Source organism: Shimazuella sp. NTD250 (assembly GCF_059510375.1).
Window position 1 is genome coordinate 683,765 of the sequence record NZ_JCAJZS010000001.1, and the last position, 19,665, is coordinate 703,429.

20 protein-coding genes are annotated in these 19,665 nt (G+C 38.0%); 5 read left to right on the forward strand and 15 right to left on the reverse strand.

Translation table 11 applies throughout. The annotated features are described in order from the left end of the window. Nucleotides 1–2: 2 nt before the first annotated feature. Together AC5WOF_RS03685 and AC5WOF_RS03690 are read right to left on the reverse strand one after the other, a co-directional pair. Nucleotides 3–1,175, reverse strand: coding sequence for a Ger(x)C family spore germination protein (locus tag AC5WOF_RS03685; protein ID WP_496048583.1), 1,173 nt, complete (start codon nt 1,173–1,175; stop codon nt 3–5). Further along, the gene (locus AC5WOF_RS03690; RefSeq protein WP_496048584.1) at nt 1,172–2,659 is read right to left on the reverse strand and encodes a spore germination protein; all 1,488 of its coding nucleotides are present in this window, start codon (nt 2,657–2,659) and stop codon (nt 1,172–1,174) included. Before AC5WOF_RS03690 ends, AC5WOF_RS03685 begins: the two co-directional genes overlap by 4 nt. Nucleotides 2,660–2,926: 267 nt before the next feature. On the opposite strand from AC5WOF_RS03690, the gene AC5WOF_RS03695 reads away from it, so the two are divergent. From AC5WOF_RS03695 to AC5WOF_RS03705, 3 genes are read left to right on the forward strand one after another with little or no spacing between them, the layout of a single operon-like run. Further along, nucleotides 2,927–3,775 carry an ABC transporter ATP-binding protein gene (locus tag AC5WOF_RS03695; RefSeq protein WP_496048585.1) on the forward strand — a complete coding sequence of 283 codons (849 nt, stop codon included), beginning with the start codon at nt 2,927–2,929 and terminating at the stop codon, nt 3,773–3,775. Then, nucleotides 3,753–4,610: an ABC transporter permease gene (locus tag AC5WOF_RS03700; protein WP_496048586.1), complete on the forward strand. Its 858-nt coding sequence runs from the start codon at nt 3,753–3,755 to the stop codon at nt 4,608–4,610. Before AC5WOF_RS03695 ends, AC5WOF_RS03700 begins: the two co-directional genes overlap by 23 nt. Before the next feature lie 55 nt (nt 4,611–4,665). Next, nucleotides 4,666–5,706: an ABC transporter substrate-binding protein gene (locus AC5WOF_RS03705; RefSeq protein ID WP_496048587.1), complete on the forward strand. Its 1,041-nt coding sequence runs from the start codon at nt 4,666–4,668 to the stop codon at nt 5,704–5,706. Nucleotides 5,707–5,749: 43 nt separating this feature from the next. Here the strand turns inward: AC5WOF_RS03705 and AC5WOF_RS03710 are convergent, their stop codons facing one another. The 6 genes from AC5WOF_RS03710 to AC5WOF_RS03735 all read right to left on the reverse strand — a co-directional run bounded on the left by AC5WOF_RS03710 (nt 5,750) and on the right by AC5WOF_RS03735 (nt 10,885). Then, a complete protein-coding gene (locus tag AC5WOF_RS03710) occupies nt 5,750–6,445 on the reverse strand; it encodes a response regulator (protein WP_496048588.1) in 696 nt (231 codons plus the stop codon). A gap of 2 nt (nt 6,446–6,447) precedes the next feature. Continuing rightward, entirely contained in the window at nt 6,448–8,037 is a 1,590-nt protein-coding gene (locus tag AC5WOF_RS03715) for an ATP-binding protein (RefSeq protein WP_496048824.1), read from the reverse strand. A gap of 416 nt (nt 8,038–8,453) precedes the next feature. After that, nucleotides 8,454–8,603, reverse strand: a complete 150-nt coding sequence (locus AC5WOF_RS03720; protein ID WP_496048589.1) for a hypothetical protein — start codon at nt 8,601–8,603, stop codon at nt 8,454–8,456. 440 nt (nt 8,604–9,043) lie between these two features. Further along, nucleotides 9,044–9,820 carry an SDR family NAD(P)-dependent oxidoreductase gene (locus AC5WOF_RS03725; RefSeq protein WP_496048590.1) on the reverse strand — a complete coding sequence of 259 codons (777 nt, stop codon included), beginning with the start codon at nt 9,818–9,820 and terminating at the stop codon, nt 9,044–9,046. A gap of 5 nt (nt 9,821–9,825) precedes the next feature. Further along, complete coding sequence (locus AC5WOF_RS03730) at nt 9,826–10,260, reverse strand: GNAT family N-acetyltransferase (RefSeq protein ID WP_496048591.1); 435 nt, start codon at nt 10,258–10,260, stop codon at nt 9,826–9,828. 130 nt (nt 10,261–10,390) lie between these two features. Then, nucleotides 10,391–10,885, reverse strand: a complete 495-nt coding sequence (locus AC5WOF_RS03735; protein ID WP_496048592.1) for a DNA glycosylase AlkZ-like family protein — start codon at nt 10,883–10,885, stop codon at nt 10,391–10,393. Nucleotides 10,886–11,107: 222 nt separating this feature from the next. Here AC5WOF_RS03735 and AC5WOF_RS03740 point away from each other — a divergent pair, with 222 nt between their 5' ends. Beyond that, nucleotides 11,108–11,713, forward strand: coding sequence for a pentapeptide repeat-containing protein (locus AC5WOF_RS03740; RefSeq protein ID WP_496048593.1), 606 nt, complete (start codon nt 11,108–11,110; stop codon nt 11,711–11,713). 365 nt (nt 11,714–12,078) lie between these two features. On the opposite strand, the gene AC5WOF_RS03745 is transcribed toward AC5WOF_RS03740, so the two are convergent. The 5 genes from AC5WOF_RS03745 to AC5WOF_RS03765 form a co-directional block, all read right to left on the reverse strand. Next, nucleotides 12,079–12,975, reverse strand: a complete 897-nt coding sequence (locus AC5WOF_RS03745; protein ID WP_496048594.1) for a quinone oxidoreductase family protein — start codon at nt 12,973–12,975, stop codon at nt 12,079–12,081. Nucleotides 12,976–13,074: 99 nt separating this feature from the next. Continuing rightward, nucleotides 13,075–13,632 (reverse strand): TetR/AcrR family transcriptional regulator, encoded by a 558-nt coding sequence (locus tag AC5WOF_RS03750; protein WP_496048595.1) that lies wholly within the window; start codon nt 13,630–13,632, stop codon nt 13,075–13,077. Further along, complete coding sequence (locus AC5WOF_RS03755) at nt 13,601–14,443, reverse strand: alpha/beta fold hydrolase (protein WP_496048596.1); 843 nt, start codon at nt 14,441–14,443, stop codon at nt 13,601–13,603. The genes AC5WOF_RS03750 and AC5WOF_RS03755 overlap by 32 nt, the downstream gene beginning before the upstream one ends. Before the next feature lie 132 nt (nt 14,444–14,575). Further along, a complete protein-coding gene (locus AC5WOF_RS03760) occupies nt 14,576–14,743 on the reverse strand; it encodes a hypothetical protein (protein WP_496048597.1) in 168 nt (55 codons plus the stop codon). 70 nt (nt 14,744–14,813) lie between these two features. Beyond that, on the reverse strand, nt 14,814–15,284 hold the full coding sequence (locus AC5WOF_RS03765; RefSeq protein ID WP_496048598.1) for a hypothetical protein: 471 nt from the start codon (nt 15,282–15,284) through the stop codon (nt 14,814–14,816). A gap of 291 nt (nt 15,285–15,575) precedes the next feature. Here AC5WOF_RS03765 and AC5WOF_RS03770 point away from each other — a divergent pair, with 291 nt between their 5' ends. Continuing rightward, complete coding sequence (locus AC5WOF_RS03770) at nt 15,576–17,042, forward strand: tetratricopeptide repeat protein (RefSeq protein WP_496048599.1); 1,467 nt, start codon at nt 15,576–15,578, stop codon at nt 17,040–17,042. A 302-nt stretch (nt 17,043–17,344) separates the two neighbouring features. Here the strand turns inward: AC5WOF_RS03770 and AC5WOF_RS03775 are convergent, their stop codons facing one another. Next, nucleotides 17,345–18,025: a DUF1361 domain-containing protein gene (locus tag AC5WOF_RS03775; RefSeq protein WP_496048600.1), complete on the reverse strand. Its 681-nt coding sequence runs from the start codon at nt 18,023–18,025 to the stop codon at nt 17,345–17,347. A 232-nt stretch (nt 18,026–18,257) separates the two neighbouring features. Then, nucleotides 18,258–19,664, reverse strand: a complete 1,407-nt coding sequence (gene lpdA / locus AC5WOF_RS03780; RefSeq protein WP_496048601.1) for a dihydrolipoyl dehydrogenase — start codon at nt 19,662–19,664, stop codon at nt 18,258–18,260. Nucleotide 19,665: the final 1 nt, after the last annotated feature.

Consider the following 19,665-nt stretch of genomic DNA (forward strand, 5'->3'; position numbering starts at 1 on the left):
AGCTATTCTCCCCGCTTAAAAGGTATGCTTGGTCCTGTATATCCATGATTACGAATCGTTACCTTGACTTTCACCTTGACAACTGCTTGTGGAAATAGTTTTTGCCATTTGGATTTAATCTTTTTCCAATCAGAGGGATGATAACGACGTAAATTCTCACCAAATCCTAAAATGTCCGTTTTGTATTGATGTTGTATCTTTTGGATTGTACGTTCTGTTTCTTGTTGGAGCTGTTTGCTGATTATCTTCTCTATCTTCTCCAAATTTTGCTGTGGAGTTAGGTCAAAATCAGATTGGTTTTCATGAATTACTCCTGCTCCGAAAAGTTGAATATCGATGTAAACTTGATTACCCTTTAATTTGGATGAGATATTACGCTTCATTTTTTGCATGTTCACAGACAAATAACCTTGTCCATTAGGTATCCATTGCGTAAAAATTTTGTTGGATATTTTTCCAGAAACCCATAGTGCTTCTGCAGCCTCATCATCTTTTAAATAACCGACCAAAAATTGTTTTCGATTGAACAGTGCAATTTGATTGATTTGCACTGGTTGTTCCTCATTAAATTTATCTTTAGGGTGAATTTCAATGGTTTGTATGATAGGACTGGTTCCCTGACTATTAGCAACTATAGAATATGTACGAAAATCAGTAAATCGTTCCTGTATCATACTAACTTTATTTCCTTTAAAAACGGCATCTGTTGAGAATATTTCCAAAGGAACCTCCATTTTTAGAAAGTCTACTGCATCTATACCTTTAATTAAAAACATTTTCGTTTTTAAATTACTTTCAGGACTTCGCGCTATAAAATCCATCCACTTCCCAATTCCATGCTTACAGAAACGTTCACTTAAGAAAACATCGTCCCGATAACCAAGAAATATTTTTCGTGGCAATTTCTCTTGAAGATGTTGAACTGCTGCTTCAATTGTCTTCCCAACAGCGGAAATCACAGTAAAGCTTTTTTTCTTGTTGCCACTTCCTGTCGACTGTCCGCTGATTCCTCCAGGAACAGCTATTTCATAACTTACCTTAACCTGTCCGTCAGATATTTCGTCAAAAGAAGTTGATTCGATTATAGCTCGTTGATTTGGTTCTACCATATCCCAACATCCTGTTAATGGAAAACAACTTATGAGAATAACAAAAAAGATTATGGCTGCTTTCACTTTTGATTCTCTCTATACTTACTTCGAGCCATAATATCACTTGAACGATTCTCACTAAAAGGAGCAATGGGAGATAGGTAAGGAACACCAAAAGGTTCCAACATCATCATGTGAATAAGAATCATACTGATGCCTAATACCAATCCAACTAATCCAAAACATCCAGTCAAAACAATTAAGAAAAAGCGAAGTAAACGTAATGGAGCACTGAAACTATACCGAGGGATGGCATAGGAGGCGATTCCAGTAATTGCCACAACTATAACGATTGGAGCGGAAATAATACCAGCTTGGACAGCAGCTTGGCCAATTACAATTGCTCCAACGATGGAAACAAGAGGCCCAATCTGATTTGGTAGTCGAATTCCTGCCTCCTGTAAACCTTCAAAAACAAATTCCATCAGAATTACTTCGATTACAGTTGGAAAAGGGGAACGCTCACGGGCAGTAGCAATGCTGGTCATGAGAGATTCAGGCATCATTTCTGGATTGTATGTACTTAAAACAACATAGATAGCAGGCAAGGTCAGAGACAAACTAACTAAAATATACCGTACCCATTTTCTAGCTATGGCAAATACATAACGGTCATAATAATCATCCGATGCCTGTAATCCAGACCAAAAGGTAATGGGGAGAACAAGTACAGCCGGACTCCCATCAACGATAACTACTATCCTGCCTTCTATTAGGTTAGCAGTTGCCACGTCTGGTCTTTCCGTGTTTTGGATTTGTGGAAAAGGGCTATAAGAGTTATCTTGAAGCTGCTGTTCTACCTGACCTGAATCAATCACATCATAGTCAGCCATTTGTATGATTCGTTTTCGAATCACTTCTAAAATGGATGGATCAGCAAGATTCTCAATATATGTCATGGTTATTTGAGTTTGTGTCAATGAACCTACTTGAAATGATTCCATTTTTAATCTAGAGGATACAATCCGTCTACGCAGCAAAGAAGTATTCACACGGATACTTTCTGTAAAACCTTCTCTTGGTCCGCGAATAGCTGCTTCATTGCGCGGTTCCTCAACTGATCGTTTTTCAAATTTATTTAAGCTAGTAATAAATGCTGTTATTTCATGATCGACTAGGATTGCCACTTTTGCTTTTAAGATGGATGTTACCAGCTCTTTGAATTGGCTTGTGGAACTGACATTCAGTAATGGAAATAGTTCGAGTTCAGTGGCTTCAGTGAGGTTCAACTCTTGTCTAAATCCTTTTGGTACCCCTTCATATACAAGAGGTTTTACTAAGGTTTGTTCTAATATGTTTGTATCGACCAGTCCCTCGACATAAACAATCAACATGGATGTATCCTGATCAAGGCGAAGAGATCGAAAAACAATATCTGAACAGTTTTTAAAGGCTAATTTTAAATCATCCATATTTTGTTGTAAATTTGTGGACAGTGGATGATCTAACATATCTATATTTTCAGTTGGTTTGAGTGGAGTCTTTTTCTTTGAAAACCATATATTCATCATGATAATCCCCTAAGCGTTGATCTTATGTAGTATGATTCAATATTATGGTTTTCATTCTTTCTACATAGTTGTGAAGTAAAAAAAAAACACCATCGGTTGTATGACACCGCCTATAAGCTGATGTACTTTTCATTGCATTAACAAAATCGTCAAAATCACTTTTATTGTTTATTTGTAATTAATTAACGAAATGTATGCAAAAACTGCAACATTTTATAAACTTCATGTAAGCGCTACCATAAAAATGGAGAAAGGAGCAGGAAATTGAACTTGACAACAAAAATAAGCCTTGCAAATAAACCAAACCAAAATGATTCTGTCATGATCGAGTTATCGGGAGTTAGTAAAGAGTTTGTCAAACCATCAGGTGAAGTTCATACTGTTTTGCGCAATATTGATTTACAAATTGGCAAAGGAGAATTTTGTTCTATCGTTGGGCCTACGGGATGTGGGAAATCTACTACGTTGGGTCTAGTAGCTGGATTTGATCAACCGACAAATGGAACCATTAAAATCCAAGGAGAAATGCTTCAAGGTATGAATCAACATGCTGCGTGTGTATTTCAAACAGAAAATGCTTTTCCTTGGAAAACAGTGATCGATAATGTTTCTTTAGGACTTACTTTAAGAGGAGTCGAAAAAGCAGAAGCATACAAAGAAGCGAGGATATGGATCGAACGCGTTGGCTTAAAAGGATTCGAGAAACATTATCCTCATCAATTATCGGGTGGAATGCGGAAACGTGTTGCGCTGGCACAATGCTTGATCATTCAACCACAAATATTGCTGATGGATGAATCCTTTTCGGCACTTGATGTCCACACTCGCTCTTTAATGGAGAGTGAACTTCTCACCATTTGGGAAGAGACATCTGCATCGGTCATCTTTATTACGCATGATCTAGAAGAGGCTATAGCGCTTAGTGATCGTGTTATTGTACTCACAGCAGGTCCTGCCGCGACTATAAAAGGTGACTATCGAATTGACCTTCCTCGTCCGAGAAATGTATCAGAAATTCGGTTTGACTCTGATTTTATGAGATTACATGAACAAATTTGGAATGATTTACGAGATGAGGTGATGATTAGCTATGAGCAATCCAATCAGTCTTAATAATTCGCTCTCTTCTGAGCCGGTTTCTCGTTTGAAAGAAATGCGTACAAAAGCACTAAAGCGTCGTTTACGTAATCTTGGGCTGCAAATTGGTGTATTTATTGTCATCATGGGTGCTTGGCAACTGCTTGCTAATTACAAACTGATTGACCCTTTCTTTTTCTCCAGCCCCAAAGCAATTTTTTTACAAATCATAGATTGGTTTCAAAATGGAACCAGCCAAGGCCCTCTATATACGCATTTTATAATAACCTTTGAAGAAACGATTCTGTCCTTTGTAATTGGTGTTATTTTGGGTATCATTGCTGGTTATGCACTAGGTATGAGTGAAGTGTTATCTGTCATTTTTGGACCATATATACAAATGTTAAATGCTCTGCCTCGTGTTGTATTAGCTCCGATCTTTATTCTTTGGCTTGGTTTGGGGATGTCTTCAAAAGTGGCTCTCGGAGTGACACTTACCTTTTTTGTAGTATTTTTTAACGCTTTTCAAGGCGTAAGAGAAGTGGATCGTAATCTAGTTAATAATGCACGTCTACTAGGTGCAAACAAAAGGCAATTGGCTATTCATGTCATTATTCCATCCGCACTTACTTGGATTCTTTCGAGTTTGCATTCTAGTTTTGGATTTGCATTAGTAGGTGCAGTGGTAGGAGAATTTATCGGTGCGACAAAAGGACTAGGCTTTCTTATTTCGCAAGCGCAAGGGGCTTTCGATACAACTGGAGTATTTGCAGCGATGGTTTTATTATCTATCACAGCATTAATTGCAGACTGGGCTGTTGGACGATTAGAAAAACGATTTATCGCATGGCGAAATGTACGTCAAGACTAAGCCTATAAATTCGAATATTCGTAATATAATACATGCACAGAGGAGATAGGTAAAAATGAAGGGAAAATACAGGAAACTAAGATGGACATTTATCGTTGGATTAATCGCTTTATTAGTAACAGCGTGCAGTAGTAATGCCGGCACCAATTCTTCTGCACCCAAAGTAAAAATAATGGTTGGCGGAATGGAGAAAATTATCTATTTACCAGCAAAACTGACGGAAAACCTCGGTTACTTCAAACAAGAAGGAGTAGATGTACAACTGATCAACCAAGGCTCAGGACAAACTGCTGAGGAAGCATTGATCGCCGGACAAGTAGAAGGGGTTGTCGGATTTTATGATCATACCATCGACCTACAAGCAAAAGGCAAAAACCTCACATCCGTGATCCAGTTTGCCTCTACACCAGGTGAAACGTTGATGGTTTCCAATAAACTATTAGGTCAGGTCAAAGGAATACAAGATTTGAAAGGCAAAAAAATCGGTGTCACTTCTTTAGGCGCTTCGACTAATTTTTTGGCTAACTATCTGGTTACCAAGGGTGGATATACATCAAAAGATTACATCCCTGTCCCTGTAGGATCAGGTAATACACTGATTGCTTCCATGCAGCAAGGCAGAATTGATTTAGCAGTAACAACAGAACCAACGGTTTCCCTGCTGCAAGCAAAACATCTCGCTACTCCGCTTGTAGATATGTCAGGTGAAGAAGGAACCAAACAAGCACTTGGAGGAGACTATCCGGCTTCCAGCTTATACATGCAATCGGATTATGTGAAATCACATCCAGAAGTAGTTCAAAAAATAGTAAATGCATTTCAAAAAACATTAAAGTATATTCAAACACATACACCAGAAGAAATTGCTAGCAAAATGCCTGGCGAGTACTATGCTGGTGACAAAGACTTATATATTAAAGCATTGACGCATAGTATATCGATGTTTACTGCTGATGGGAAAATGCCTGCTGAAGGTCCAGCAAAAGTATATGATGTATTGTCTACATTTAAGCCAAAATTGAAGCAAGCAAATATCAAGTTAGAAAATACCTATACGACAAAATTTGTGGATCAAGCAAGTAAATCCAATAAATAACCAAACAAGTTGCCCAACTCTATGAGAATGGGCAACTTGTTTGTTAATCTTTGCAGCGATACAATCGTTGGGGACGCCCTACTGTTCCATATAATAATTGTTCTTCTGCTTGCTGAGATTCAACTAAATGGACAAGGTAATTTCTAGCTGTTGAGCGACTAACACCTGACATACTAGCTACTTCTTCTGCACTTAAAAAACGATTTGCTTGCATTAAACAGTCTCGAACACGTTCTAGCGTACGCAAATCGATTCCTTTTTGCTGAAGTTGGTTTAGCGATTGGTTGACAGAGCGCAACTGTTTTAAATCATCGACAACAGTTTGGTCGATGGAAATTGTATTTGATTTTGCTAGTGACATTTTGTACTGAAAATATTTTTTTAACGTCTTCTGTAAACGATCCAGATCAAAAGGCTTGATTAAATAATCAAAAACTCCAAAGCGAAATCCTTCTTCGATTACTTCCAATTCTTTTGCAGCCGTGATTAAGATGACATCACAAGGCAAAGTTTTGGCTCGAATGGTTCTTACTAACTCCATCCCTGATCGATCAGGCATATATACATCTAATAATAATAAATCTGGCTGTAATTCGTTTACTAAATGTAATGCAGTCTCATAATTATTTGCTGTTCCAACTAATTGATAATAAGGGATAGAATTGACTAGCTTGCCATGTAACCTTGCGATCATAAAATCATCATCTACTACAACTACTTGAATGTTTTTTTGCGACAACGTTAATCCCCTCTTTGCTTAGGCAATGTTGCTTGTAAAACGGTTCCAGTACTTGTTGATGTTATGGAAATCTTCCCACCGATGTTTGAAACTAACCGGTGAACAATAGTCAAGCCAAAACCACGATTCTTTCCTTTTGTAGAAATTCCATCTTCAAATATACGTTGTTCAATTTCTGAATCTAGGCCTGGACCTGTGTCATGAACTTTGATTTCTAGGTGATCTGCTTGATCATTGATATAGATACGAATAGTTGAATTTTGATTGATATCCATCGATTTTGAGAGCGCTTCCAAAGAATTTTCTATTGCATTTCCTAAAATAGAGATGACAACCTCTCTATGTGGGCAAGGATCAAGCACATGTGAAGATTGATCGACGGTTAATTGAATACCTAACTCTTTTGCTCGATGCATTTTACCGATTATAATACCGACTACTGCTGGATCATGTATTTGCGCTAAGAAAAATTCCATAAGCAGCTGTTGTTCTTGATTTACTTGACTGATAAATTCTGTCACTTGGTCATATTCTTTTAATTGTATCATGCCAGAAATAGCATGGAGTCGGTTCATGAATTCATGTCTTTGACTTCGTAAATCGTTTAAATAATGCCCTACATCATTCAGCTGTTGGTTTATTTGATCCAATTCTATCTTATCACGGAAGGAGGAGACAGCTCCGATAACTTTCCCATCCAACCAAATGGGTAATAGATTCGCGACAACTAATGTATTTTGAATGATGATTGGTTGATCAATCTGACTAACCCCATCTTCCAAAACTTCTGGAAGTCTAGAGTTTGGTACAATAGCTTGAATCGACTGACTAATAATCTCCTCAGAAAGATCTAACCCCATAATTCGTTTTGCCTCTTGGTTACATGCAGTAATTTTTCCTTCCTGATCTACTGCTAAAATCCCCTCTCGGATTGATTCCATAATTGCCACTTGATTTTGAGCTAACAAAGCGATTTCATATGGTTCCATATTGAAAATTTGTTTTTTGATATGACCAGAAAGCAACTGAGCACCAATGAAACCGAGCAGAAGACCTATCCCAGCAACAATCCCAATGTTCTTAAGCGTTGCAAAAATATCATTCCATATATTTTCAATCAGAAAACCAACTGAGACGACACCAATCTGATGATGGTGATCATCGAAGATCGGTACTTTACCACGTATGGAGAGTCCAAGTGTACCGACTGCTTGAGTAATGCTTTCTTTCCCGTGCAAAACCAAGTTATTGTCACCACCAACCATCTTTTTTCCAATTAAAGCAGGGTTAGGGTGACTATAGCGGATTAAGTCCATATTACCTACAACAATAAATTCTGCACCGGTTTCTCGCTTTATTTTTTCAGCTAATGGCTGTATTTCGGCAGCAGGATTTTTTTTACGAAAAGCTTCCTTTATTTGTGTAGAATCTGCAATCGTTCTAGAAAGAATAAGTGCACGATTTCCAACATCTCGAAACCGTAATTGAATAATGCTGAAAGATAAGACGGATATAACAAGAATTAAGATTAACATAATAATTAAAACTACAAAAATATTAATTTTTGTACGAAGTTTTACATTCTGTTTCATCAATTTGGTGATTCACCTCTATTAACGGGTAAATATAATCCTTTCAAAATATTAAAAATAAGAAAATGCCTCTTTCACGGAAATATAAAACTTGAGGTGATAGTTTCTATATAAAATTTAACTTCTTTTAAAAATATTATATAATTTATTCTCAAAAAAGAAATGGAAAAGTTTACAATTATACATTTCATCTCCTGATAGATTTCGATGTTTTTTATATGATTGAAAAAACGAACGAGAACTACTCACTTCAAACCAGAACGCTTGTATGTATAATGAATCCTACATAAGAGCCTATTACATTTTCCATCTCAAAAGCACAGATGGTGCAAGAGTAAAGTAAAAAAATGATCAATTGGATAACCAAACGATCATTATACTTGAGAATCCAAGCGGCAAGCGTACCCTTGTCGTATCTATGTACTATCAAACAAAAAGCTATGCATCTGCTCGATTTTGTTTTTGATCTGCTTTTTTACTTCTAAATTTACCTTTTCAAATGTCATCCAATCAATGTTTCTTTTACTTTTATCTATTGTCCATACACCGATTGCTTTTCCATTCAAGATAATACTAGCTCTTGATTCGCTAGATCACCAAGCAATATCCTTGATAAAAACAGGTCCAAACCGATCAAATTTAATAATATTTTACAATTAATACTAGTGATTGGCAGTTTCATTAGTTTGTTATGATTCTAGTTTTGAGTTTAGCATGGGGTTATTTGATAGGTTATTTCTTATTTCATGCGTCAGAAGAATAGGTTGAAGGAGTTATAGTTGGAATTATTGTTTTCTTGATCACTTTGAGGCTAAAAACACTTGATTGATTACTCTTTCTTCGATAGGTACTGAATATTACATAAAGTTTAAGTTTAAACAGATAGTGTAAAATAATGCATTTAAAACAAATTGTTATATGGATAGAGGCTGTTGCATGAATCAATTTGAACAAGGGTCACAGAGAACAAACTTCTATGTAACCCTTCTTGAAAGTACAATACTGTTTACTCAGCAGGTACAATGTGAGGATGTCCAGCTAGAAAGCCTCCATCGACAGGTAAGGCCACTCCCGTAATAAACGAAGCTGCGGATGAAGCCAAAAAGCACACTGCTTCTGCGACTTCATCAGGCTTCCCAAACCTTCCTTGGGGTGTCTTTTTTAGAAGGTTGTTTCTATATTCCGGCAGTTTCATCACGCTTGCCGATAACGAAGTTTGAATATATCCCGGACTAACCGCATTCACTCGAATATTATGTTTTGCCCACTCGACAGCAAGACTCTTTGTGTACTGGAGCAACGCTCCTTTTGACGCTGCATAAGCTCCTTGGTAAGGTGCCGTTATATGGGACATCATCGATGTAATATTGACTATGGAACCATTGCCTTGCAGGATCATCTTCCTTCCCACCTCCTGGCACATTCTGTATGTTCCTGTTAAGTTAATATTAAGAATAGTCTCCCATTTATCTTCGGGATAGTCTTCAGCAGGGAAACGTGAATTAATACCAGCACAATTAACCAGTACATGTACCCGATTGTATTTCGAATATAATTTCTCGACAAATTCGGTACAGCTTACACGTTCGCCAACATCCAGTGTATATCCATCCGCGCGACCGCCGTTCTCTTGAATGTGCGCTACCGTATCGTCAACTTCTGAAATCGTTCGGCTGCCAATCACAACTTTGGCTCCGTAAACAGCGAATTTTTCTGCAATAGATCGTCCAATCCCACGCGAACCGCCGGTTACAACTACAACTTGGTCTTGAAGCTCCTTCATCTAAATCACTCCATTAATGTTTTCTTGAAATATGTGGCGGATTCATGATACCCAATGGCGCTGTAGAAAATTCTGGCTCTTCTAGTAGCAAGTGCAACCAGTTTGGAACCACGCTCAACAGCTTTTTCTTCTATTAGTACCATCAGTTTCTTCCCAATTTTCATTCCCCTATATTTTTCTAAAACAAATAATTCTTCTACCCAACTTATTACACCATTAGCGTAGAAAGTTGAGTGATGAAATGCTAATACATATCCAATTATTTTTGATTCTTTCTCTGCAATAAATAAATCAGCATTTTCGTTGCTTAAAATCTCTTTGAAAACTGTAGAGAAATCCCTTTTATTTATTTGAAAACTTGTCGCAAGTTTTGCTGCTAAAGAAAATAATTCCTCTTCGTCTTCAAGAAGTACTCTTCTGAAATAAATATTAATACTCATTCCAATCACCTTCAACAATTTATTTAAATATCAGTAGGGGTCACCTTAATATTGAGTAAGATAACCAAAATGAATTTCAATGTCGCATTGGATATTATGTACTAACCAAACAAAAAGCTATGCATCTGTTCTATTTGCTTTTGATCTGTTTTTCTATTTCTAAATTTACCTTTTCAAATGTCATCCAATCAATGTTTCTTTTACTCTTGTCTATTGTCCATACACCGATTACTTTTTCATTCAAGACAATACTAGCTCTCGATTCTCCGATCTTATTCAACAATAGTTCATAATGCTTTTGGTCAACATACAAAAAACGACTTTCATAATATCCTTTTAAAGTTGGGTCTTCATAAGCTAAAAAAGTTAGCCATCCATCATGCTGAAAAGAGGTGTCTAGGTACTGAGATAAACATTTTGAAGTCATATAATACTCGGTATTCGCTGCATCTAACTCAACTATGATTACCTCACCAACTAATTCTTTTATTGAATCTCGGATTACTTTTGCACTTAATCCTGACCACCAAGCAACATCCTTGATAGAAACAGGTCCAAACCGATCAATATGATAATAGACTAATTTTCTCTGCGCTTCTTTTATGTTGGAAATTCGCGAGAACATTGTGTTTCATAAATATATAGTTCATCACTTTTGATCTATCTAATTTTTCTTTTATAGCCCTCATCATATCTCCTCATTCTTGCAAAAAACTCCAAAAATATTTTCTTAATAACAAGAAACTAGTTCATTATTAACTTTACTGATTCTCATTCATACAAAGCTGTTTGAGTAGAGTCTTTTCATATATAATTACTCTATTCCAATATAAAGGGAAGAAATGATATGGGTAACTGGATTGACCGTGAATTTATTAATGAAGACTTTAGCCATAGAAGATTCCCAGTATCTAAATTAAAGAACTGTCGCTTCACTTCCTGCAACTTTCATCTTGCTGATCTACAAGAAATAAATACTACAAGTTGTATGTTTGATCATTGCAGCTTTGTTAATAGCTCTTTAAATTCTTCTCACCATAAAAATACTGCCTTCACGAATTGCAAATTTGAAGGAGCTAATTTGTTTGTAGTAGTATTTCAAGATTGTAAAATGACAGGCTCTTCTTTTGGCGAAGCAAACATGTCGGGCGTCTCTATCAGAGGCGGGAATTGGTCGTACACCTCTTTGAGACATCAAAAACTGTATCGTTGTAACCTATCCGGTGTACAATTTATCGAAGCTGATCTATATCAAGTGAGTTTTGAAAAATCAGATTTAAAGAATGCCGATCTATCCTACGCACAGGTAGCAGGTGTTTCCTTTCAAGGGACCGATTTAAGAGGAGCAACATTAGATGGTATTGACCTTAAAAATTTAAATCTTAAGGGAGCCCAGATGGATTTAGTACAAGCTGTACAATTAGCAAAATCCCATGGTGCAAAAGTAGAATAAAAAAATGATCGGTTGGATTAGCGACCAAACGATCTTTTATATTATTTGTAAAAGATGAGTATCCATTATTGAGTCGATCTATTAAATGCTTTAAGATTTTCAATTCTTCCAGTGTATTTATCTATCCCTTACTATCTTCCTTAACTCGTATTCCCCCGCCTAAGCAGAGCTGATAGGGGTCAATCCGGGTGATTCTCCCGTTATCGGCTAGGTGGGCATGGGCGTTTCGCCTTCTTCCAAGTCAAGGTATCCATACGCGCCGCACCGCCGATGGTTGATAACCCATACTGTTAACCGACGCCGCTTCGATTCTGCTGACTCCCTAGGTTTATCAATGGCATCAGCCTCTACCAAACCCTAATTCTTCACCAAGACGTAGGAAGTAATATGATTTTCCCCGTCGTTTGACGAGCTTCCATTAAGCGATGCGCTTGCGCTGCCTCCTCCAAGGGGAAAAGGTGATTCACAATCGGCCTGATTTGTCCTGAACTCACGCGACGGAAAAGATCGCTCAAGTCCTGAAGAAACAAGTCGGGTCGAGTACTAATAAACCCGGAGTAATACCCTGTCACTGTATGACATCGTGAAGTGAGCTTTTCGCTGTCAACGATCCCTCGTTGCCCACTAATAGCTCCGAACATGACAATGCGCCCCATCGGTGCCAAGTAGGTGAAGTTCTCGGAAAATGTGCTCCCTCCCTTCATTTCAAGAAGCAAGTCGACTCCTTTTCCATCCGTTTCTTCCATAACGCGGTCTATCCACCCCGTTTGGGTGTAATTGATCCCTACGTCGGCCCCAAGGGAAAGCGCTAGATCGAGTTTCTCCTGGGTACTGGCTGAGGCAATGATCTGCCCTGCACCCAATGCTCTGGCCAATTGCACGGCCATTGTTCCTACTCCTCCCGCAGCGGCTTGAATAAAGATTCGTTCACCTGGTTGCAAACGCCCAAAAGTGGAAATAATTTGGTATGCAGTGATTCCCTGCAATGGTAGAGCAGCCGCATCCACCGCATCCATACCTGCCGGTATTGGGAAGACCACAACGGCAGGTACCGTAAGATACTCTGCGTAACCACCGTGTGGAACTAGCGCGATCACTTGTGATCCGGTTGAGACACCTGTAACACCCTCTCCTATTTCTATCACTGTTCCCGCCACTTCAACTCCAGGAGTATACGGTAATGGCGCTGGTTTTCTAGTGGCATTGCGACGAACTGAAATATCGGTGTAATTGACGCCAATTGCTTCGGTTTGGATTAACACCTCGCCAGGTTTCGGTTTGAGAGGATCGGTCTTCTCTACCTTCAGTACTTCAGGTCCGCCGTATTCATACATACGTATAATCTTCATGATTTCATCCTTTCAATCCTCATTGTTTTTTTCAGCACCCTGTTCAATATGCGCAAAGCGCCAGAGTGCTTGTCGAACAGCATCGTTATGGCCCGTTTCCAGTTCTATCAGTGCAGCCTCCGCTATTAGAACAACAAAGAGTTGGGCGCTGATATCGGCATCTGGCCATCCGAGTGCCGTAAAATCCGCATGAGCCAGAGTGAAGAATTCCGCTCTGCGCCGTTGCACCTCCGCGCTAATCAGTGTTTCAGAACGCGCCTCCAGCAAAAGCGCTTTGACTGCGCGCTCCTGCAAACACCCATCCAAGTACGTTTTCGTGCTAGTACGAAGGCGCTCTCCCCCCGGAGATAATCCTGCGATTGCCTTGAAAATTGTGTCACTTAATCGATCGTAAAACTGCTCGTGGAGCGCAGCAAGAAAGCTGGTGCGATCCTGGAAATGCACATAAAATGTGCCTTTGGCCACCCCTGCCTTTTTGACTATAGCGTCTACCGTAAGACGGGTGAGGCCTGTGGTCACGCTGAGTTCGTAGCCAGCATCAAGAAGAGCTTGTCGTGTTGGATGAACCATAAGATCTCCTTTCCGATAAGAGAGATTGCAAAAATGGATCGATCGCTTGCAAAAATGCTTCCGGATCTTCTGAAAAAGGCTCATGACCTGTTTCCAAAACAACCGTTGTTGCACCTGGCACACTTGCTAGGGTATTCTGGCCATCACGGTCAAAGCGAATAACTGGATCATAACGACCGTAGACTAAAAGTGTTGGAGATGTAATATGTGAGGCTGAGGAACGTAAATCATACTCGGGATGGAGAAAGCTACGCCAGACAGCAGCGTCAACCGCTACCCGTGAAGAAACTGTACGTCCTTTATCTATACGTGAAATAATTTTCTCCACAAGTGGTGTGCGATTTTTGAGGTAAAACTTAGCAAAACGAGTAGCAATTTGACGAGTGACAAATTCGTTCCCTTTGATTCTACACAACAATCGGGTCAACATCGTTTTTGACGTAAATCCACCCGAAGAAACAAGGATAAGCCCGAGAATGCGATCAGGTTGTCGAATCGCAAGACGTGCGGCTGCATAACCTCCAACAGAATTTCCTATAAAAATGGCAGATTCGAGATTCATCTTCTCTACGAACTCTTCCAACACATCAGCCATCAACATAGCGGTGGCCGATTGAGGAGGTTGGGGTGCTGGAGAACCTCCGTAGCCAGGCCAGTCAAGAGCAATAGTGCGATATGTTCGGGAAAGAGTTGGAATGATACCTTCGAAGTGCTGGTGATCACCTGGATTCGCATGAAGAAGAACCAAAGGAATTCCAGTTCCTTGTTCCTTGTAAGCCACCCTTCCGATGCTTGTTTCAATGGTGAGCATGTAAAGACCTCCTAAAGATGTTGGAAATACTCCATTCAAATACTGAGACTGACCAGTCAGTCATATTATATGAATTAGTTTAGAATATGTCAACTCGGTTCCGGTGCAAGAAATCAAAATTGACTAACCTTCTCAATTATCCCCAGTTCGAAAAAATCGAAAGAAATTCTCCAGTCTCTTCTGGTTCATTCCCTTCATTTTTTGATTTAAATAATGATCTCCGTAATGCAGGAGAATATAAACCGCTTCCAAGAGAGTGTAACGGGTATCGGCTTTCTTTAATCTTTCTACAAGCTCCACATAGTGATCTCCCTCGCCGCAACAGTAACAAAATATTCTGATAATTCTTTGCTTGTCTCCACTGTTTCTCTTAGTTCCATCTCTGACATTCTTCCTTTGTATCCACCACTGTGCATGTAACTACTTCTACTTCGTTCCTCTGAGTGTGAATGGGATTGGCGAATATGTCATGCGATTTCCCCTGTATATAGGTCATTCCATTCAGCATTTCTATGACCTGAACATTTAACAAAGAGAATTCAATCTTTTTTCCATCTATCGTTTGAATTTGAACCATACTCTCTTTCTTACGAAAACGAGATAGAAAGGATGGTGTCTCTTCTAACTGCATGACCATATGCAAATCTTTCTTCTGATCCAAATGATCAAATAGTTTCTGGTAATTATGAGACAATCGATATCCTGAAAAAGACTTGATAAACTCCCAAAATCTTTTTACTTTGTCCCAACTTCCAGCAACGATAAGCTGAAAAAAGTTTGATTCTTTTTCCTTCCAATTTGGTAGAGATGGTAAAGATGTATTTACTCGATTTGCTTTCATGATCATCCTCCTGATTTATAATAGTGTTTGTTTAAAGGTTATACTCAACACACCACGAATAAAAAACAAGCAAGTAAAAGTTTAATTTCACATTCTTTATTGTAATTTCATTTGAAAACAATCCATTTCACAGTCATTTTCAAAGCAAACATCTTAAAAACATCAATTAGTACTCTACTCCATTATTCTGAACAATTATAATTGTAATTTAATTAGAAAATAATTACAAATTTATATATTTACTGTTTTTTCTAATAAAAATCCATCAATCGGAAGGAATTACCGTTTCTTTTGCTTAATTATAAAAACACTAATGTAAACTCTAAGAAAAATACAAGGAGGATCATTTTCATGTCCCTTCCGAATTTTAGCAAAGAAAAATTGGGAGAAATTTTTCGTACAGCTAGAAAGAAACTTGGGTTAAGACAAGAGGATATAGCCCACAAATCAGGATTATCTGTTTCGACGGTTAGTAACATCGAACTTGGAAACCACCGAGTCAAAGAAGAAAACCTGATTTCTTATGCAGAAGTGATAGAGATGAAAGAAGATATATTCGGATTACTATCAGAAGCAAAAAAAAGAATGCAGGATACTCAACAAGAACTCTTAAAAATTGAAATGATTACTTCTGCTGAACCGGATGAAGCGCTAATGAAACTAGATAAACTTAATAAAAATAAATATCTCGAACACAGTAAAAATCTTGCACCTATTGCTTTTTATTTATGGGGGAAATGTTATTTTGAGAAAAAAAAATGGTCACAGGCTGAAAAATCTTTACGAGATGCTATTGCACTTATAGAAGAGCAATATGAGGAAAATCAAGAGTTGAAGAAGTCTAATATTTTAGCTGGTTGCTTGAATGATCTTGCAAGGATTGCCTTTTTCCAAAGTGATTTTAAACGAGCACTTCAATATGTTGAAAAAGGATTACAGAGTTTTATTGATCAAGGTGATCGGTTGTATATGAAATATTTTCTATTGTTAAATAGATGCGTATACCTTGAGAAAATGAACAATGATAAGGTTAACAATCAAGAGAAAATCATCGTATCATTAGAACAGTTACAAAAAAGTATTTCTGCATTTGACAAAACAGAGGATATGTTTCAGCTTGTAAGATTATCAGTCATCATCCAGTATTATGAAATGTATGCGAATGTATGGAACAAAATTGGTATGACCGAAAAAGCATACGAACTTGCTCAAAAAGGTATTAATATCGCTTGGTTAAACCTTGAATTCGACAGGTTATTGACACTTTGGAATACAATGGGTAATATATTTCTCCATAAGGGTAACATTTTGAAAGCTAAAGAATACTTCTTTCAAGCTTTAGACATTCAATCAAAAATAAAGCGGGAATATTTATTAATACCTACTTATATGAATGTAGGAATGCTATATTTGAAAGAGAATGATCCAGAAACTGCAAATAAATATTTAGAGAAAGCTTTATTTATCAGTAAAAAAAATGGGGATGCAATTGGACAAATCAAAGCATTACAAGCAAAGGGACATGTAAACATCGTACAAAATGCCTACACTGATGCTATCTCCTCTTTTGAAAAAGGCTATGAACTTGCAGAACATCATGAATTTCTCTATCTTAAACTTGAGATGATGGACAACATATGTACGTGTTATAAGAAACTTGAGCAAAAAGATGAGTTTTTAACATCTGTTGAGAAGACATATCTTATCAGGCAACAAATTAGAGATAAAGAAGAAGGAGGTCTTTTAGAAAATGTCTAGTTATTATGAAGGCGATCCAGAAGGTTAACTATTAAGGATAAAAAACAGACTTTTATTATAATTAGTTCTGTTTTATAAAATTCAGTAACATATTTTGAGGTTCAAGCGGAGTAATCAATTAAATTGATTACTCCTTTGTTTGAATAGCTTTCTTTTACTCCTAGCCAACTACTTCCTTTTAAAACCCCAACATTTTTAAAAAGAAGGCTCTGTTAAATAATATTGTTGATAATCGTATAAAATGAAAGGACCTAAATTAAGGTCCTTTCATTTTGTTACCCCTTCACAGAAAGATAAGCATTCTAATCAAATAAACGAATATATTTTTTTATTCTTTGAAAAAACAAACTACGAAAAAGAAAATAAATGAAGTTACAGAGTAGTCCAAATAATATTAACAGTTTTAAAAGATCAAAAGACACGAATATATTTATCACTAATTCAACCACTTTTAGTGGATTGGTAAACAGTATCCAAGAATTTATATGCTGAAATCTCCCCAACACCACTCCAAAAGCAACAAGGAAATTAAAAAGGATTAACCATATAACTTTTCTTTTTTTGAAAACATTTACTCGTTCCACAATTTTCTCGAATGGAAGAAATGAAAAGAGAAACGTTATTATTCCGAACAATTCCATTAGTAAATACTGCACAAGCAACAGCATGCGACTAGATGGAAATGCTGTAATATTCCATTGATAACTTAAATGTCCCAAATCGGTGAATAAGTAAGCTGTGTTTGGCAAAAAGAGTAACCATAATAAACCAAAGATAAATTTTGTGACTCTTAATCTCACACGTAAAAAGAGATATGTGAATACTACTGAGATAAGTGCGATGGTACAATTTGAAACTTCAATTTTGAGCCATTTGGGTTTTTCTAAAAATCCCCAAATCAAAAACAACACAGAAAAAATAAAGAAAATTGCGATTAGAACACCCCACCAGGTCTTATACCATACTGGTTTTGACTGATCCACACTAATCACCCTCCTAAGTGCTTTCAAGCTTATATGAAAACTCATTTTTAATGATGTCCTTTCATGCCATTTGAAACCAATCACTTTTGCCATAATTATATAACCGTTATAGAACAAAAATTCATTTTATTCAATTATCAACAAAATCGTTTAACAGAGCCAAAAAAAAAAGCATCACCATGAGCATATCCCAAAAGGAAACTGCCATGACAATGCTCTATATAAGCTAACTCTACTTATTCAACCGCAATACCAAAGAATCAGCAGCTTCCATGATTACCTCAGGTAATGTTGGATGCGCATGGATGGTGAGGCTTAGGTCTTCCGCTTGTGCACCCATTTCGATGGCAAATGCTGCTTCTGCGATCAAGGAGGATGCTTCTGGGCCGACGATTTGTACTCCTAGAAGGAGTCCACTGTCTTTGTCTGCTACGACTTGGGCAAATCCTTCGGATTGGTTCATGGACAATGCGCGTCCATTTGCTACGAAGGAGTAACGTGATGCAACAGGGTTATAACCTTGTTCTTTTGCCTGTGTTTCGGTGAGACCGGTGTATGCGATCTCTGGGTCACTGAAGATAACAAAAGGCATCGCTTGATAATCGATCGCACTGTTTTGTCCTGCGATCACTTCAGCGGCTACTTTCCCTTCGTAACTTGCTTTGTGTGCAAGGAGTGCTCCACCTGCACAGTCACCGATTGCATAAATATGTTCCACGCTGGTGCGGCATTGGTCATCAATTTTAATGAAACCACGCTCATCCAGTTCTACACCGATATTTTCAAGGCCGATTTCATCGGTATTAGGTTTCCGTCCAACCGCTACAAGGCAGTAATCTGCGGTGAACTCTTTTTCTTCTCCGCCTATTTGGGCCTTGACGACAACTTCTTCCCCTTTGTTTTCTCCACCTTGAACCATAGCCTCGGTAATTACTTCTACACCGAGTTTTTTCAGTTTACGGGAAACGATACGGGTAAGTTTGTCATCTGTACCAGGCAGTAAAGATTTTGTTCCTTCTAAGATGGTAACTTTCGCACCTAGTTTTGCATAAGCGGTTCCTAGTTCAAGACCAATATATCCACCGCCAACGACTACTAGTCTTTCAGGAACTTCTTGCAGGTTGAGTGCTTCGGTTGAAGACAGAATGCGTTTTCCATCAAAAGGCAATATCTTCAATTCAAATGGACGGGAACCAGTTGCGATGATGATGTCCTGGAATTTATATGTTTGGCTTGTTGTTTCGCCTACAACGCGAACAGCATCTTTGGCATTGAAAAAGACATCACCTGTAACTACTTCTACTTTGTTGCCTTTCATCATTTGGCCTACGCCGCCAGTCAACTTTTTGACTACGCCATTTTTCCATTCCATCAGTTTTTGCATATTGACTGCAACGTCACCTTTTACTTCCAAACCAATTTCTTCTGCTTCTTTGATTTGGGTAAAACGCTCTGCCGCAGTAATGATTGCTTTACTTGGAATACAACCGCGATTGAGGCAGACTCCACCGAGTTCATCTTTATCAACAATCGTAACACTACGACCTAATTGTGCTGCACGTGCAGCAGCAACGTATCCACCTGGTCCAGCTCCGATAACGAGTACATCTACTTCTTGTGCTAAGTCTCCAACTACCATT

Excerpts from the sequence above, each read along its gene's own strand:
- AC5WOF_RS03690 (WP_496048584.1), bottom strand. The coding sequence starts at position 2,659 with ATGAATATATGGTTTTCAAAGAAAAAGACTCCACTCAAACCAACTGAA.
- AC5WOF_RS03700 (WP_496048586.1), top strand. The coding sequence starts at position 3,753 with ATGAGCAATCCAATCAGTCTTAATAATTCGCTCTCTTCTGAGCCGGTT.
- AC5WOF_RS03705 (WP_496048587.1), top strand. The coding sequence starts at position 4,666 with ATGAAGGGAAAATACAGGAAACTAAGATGGACATTTATCGTTGGATTA.
- AC5WOF_RS03715 (WP_496048824.1), bottom strand. The coding sequence starts at position 8,037 with ATGAAACAGAATGTAAAACTTCGTACAAAAATTAATATTTTTGTAGTT.
- AC5WOF_RS03725 (WP_496048590.1), bottom strand. The coding sequence starts at position 9,820 with ATGAAGGAGCTTCAAGACCAAGTTGTAGTTGTAACCGGCGGTTCGCGT.
- AC5WOF_RS03730 (WP_496048591.1), bottom strand. The coding sequence starts at position 10,260 with ATGAGTATTAATATTTATTTCAGAAGAGTACTTCTTGAAGACGAAGAG.
- AC5WOF_RS03735 (WP_496048592.1), bottom strand. The coding sequence starts at position 10,885 with ATGTTCTCGCGAATTTCCAACATAAAAGAAGCGCAGAGAAAATTAGTC.
- AC5WOF_RS03740 (WP_496048593.1), top strand. The coding sequence starts at position 11,108 with ATGGGTAACTGGATTGACCGTGAATTTATTAATGAAGACTTTAGCCAT.
- AC5WOF_RS03750 (WP_496048595.1), bottom strand. The coding sequence starts at position 13,632 with ATGGTTCATCCAACACGACAAGCTCTTCTTGATGCTGGCTACGAACTC.
- AC5WOF_RS03755 (WP_496048596.1), bottom strand. The coding sequence starts at position 14,443 with ATGCTCACCATTGAAACAAGCATCGGAAGGGTGGCTTACAAGGAACAA.
- AC5WOF_RS03765 (WP_496048598.1), bottom strand. The coding sequence starts at position 15,284 with ATGAAAGCAAATCGAGTAAATACATCTTTACCATCTCTACCAAATTGG.
- lpdA (WP_496048601.1), bottom strand. The coding sequence starts at position 19,664 with ATGGTAGTTGGAGACTTAGCACAAGAAGTAGATGTACTCGTTATCGGA.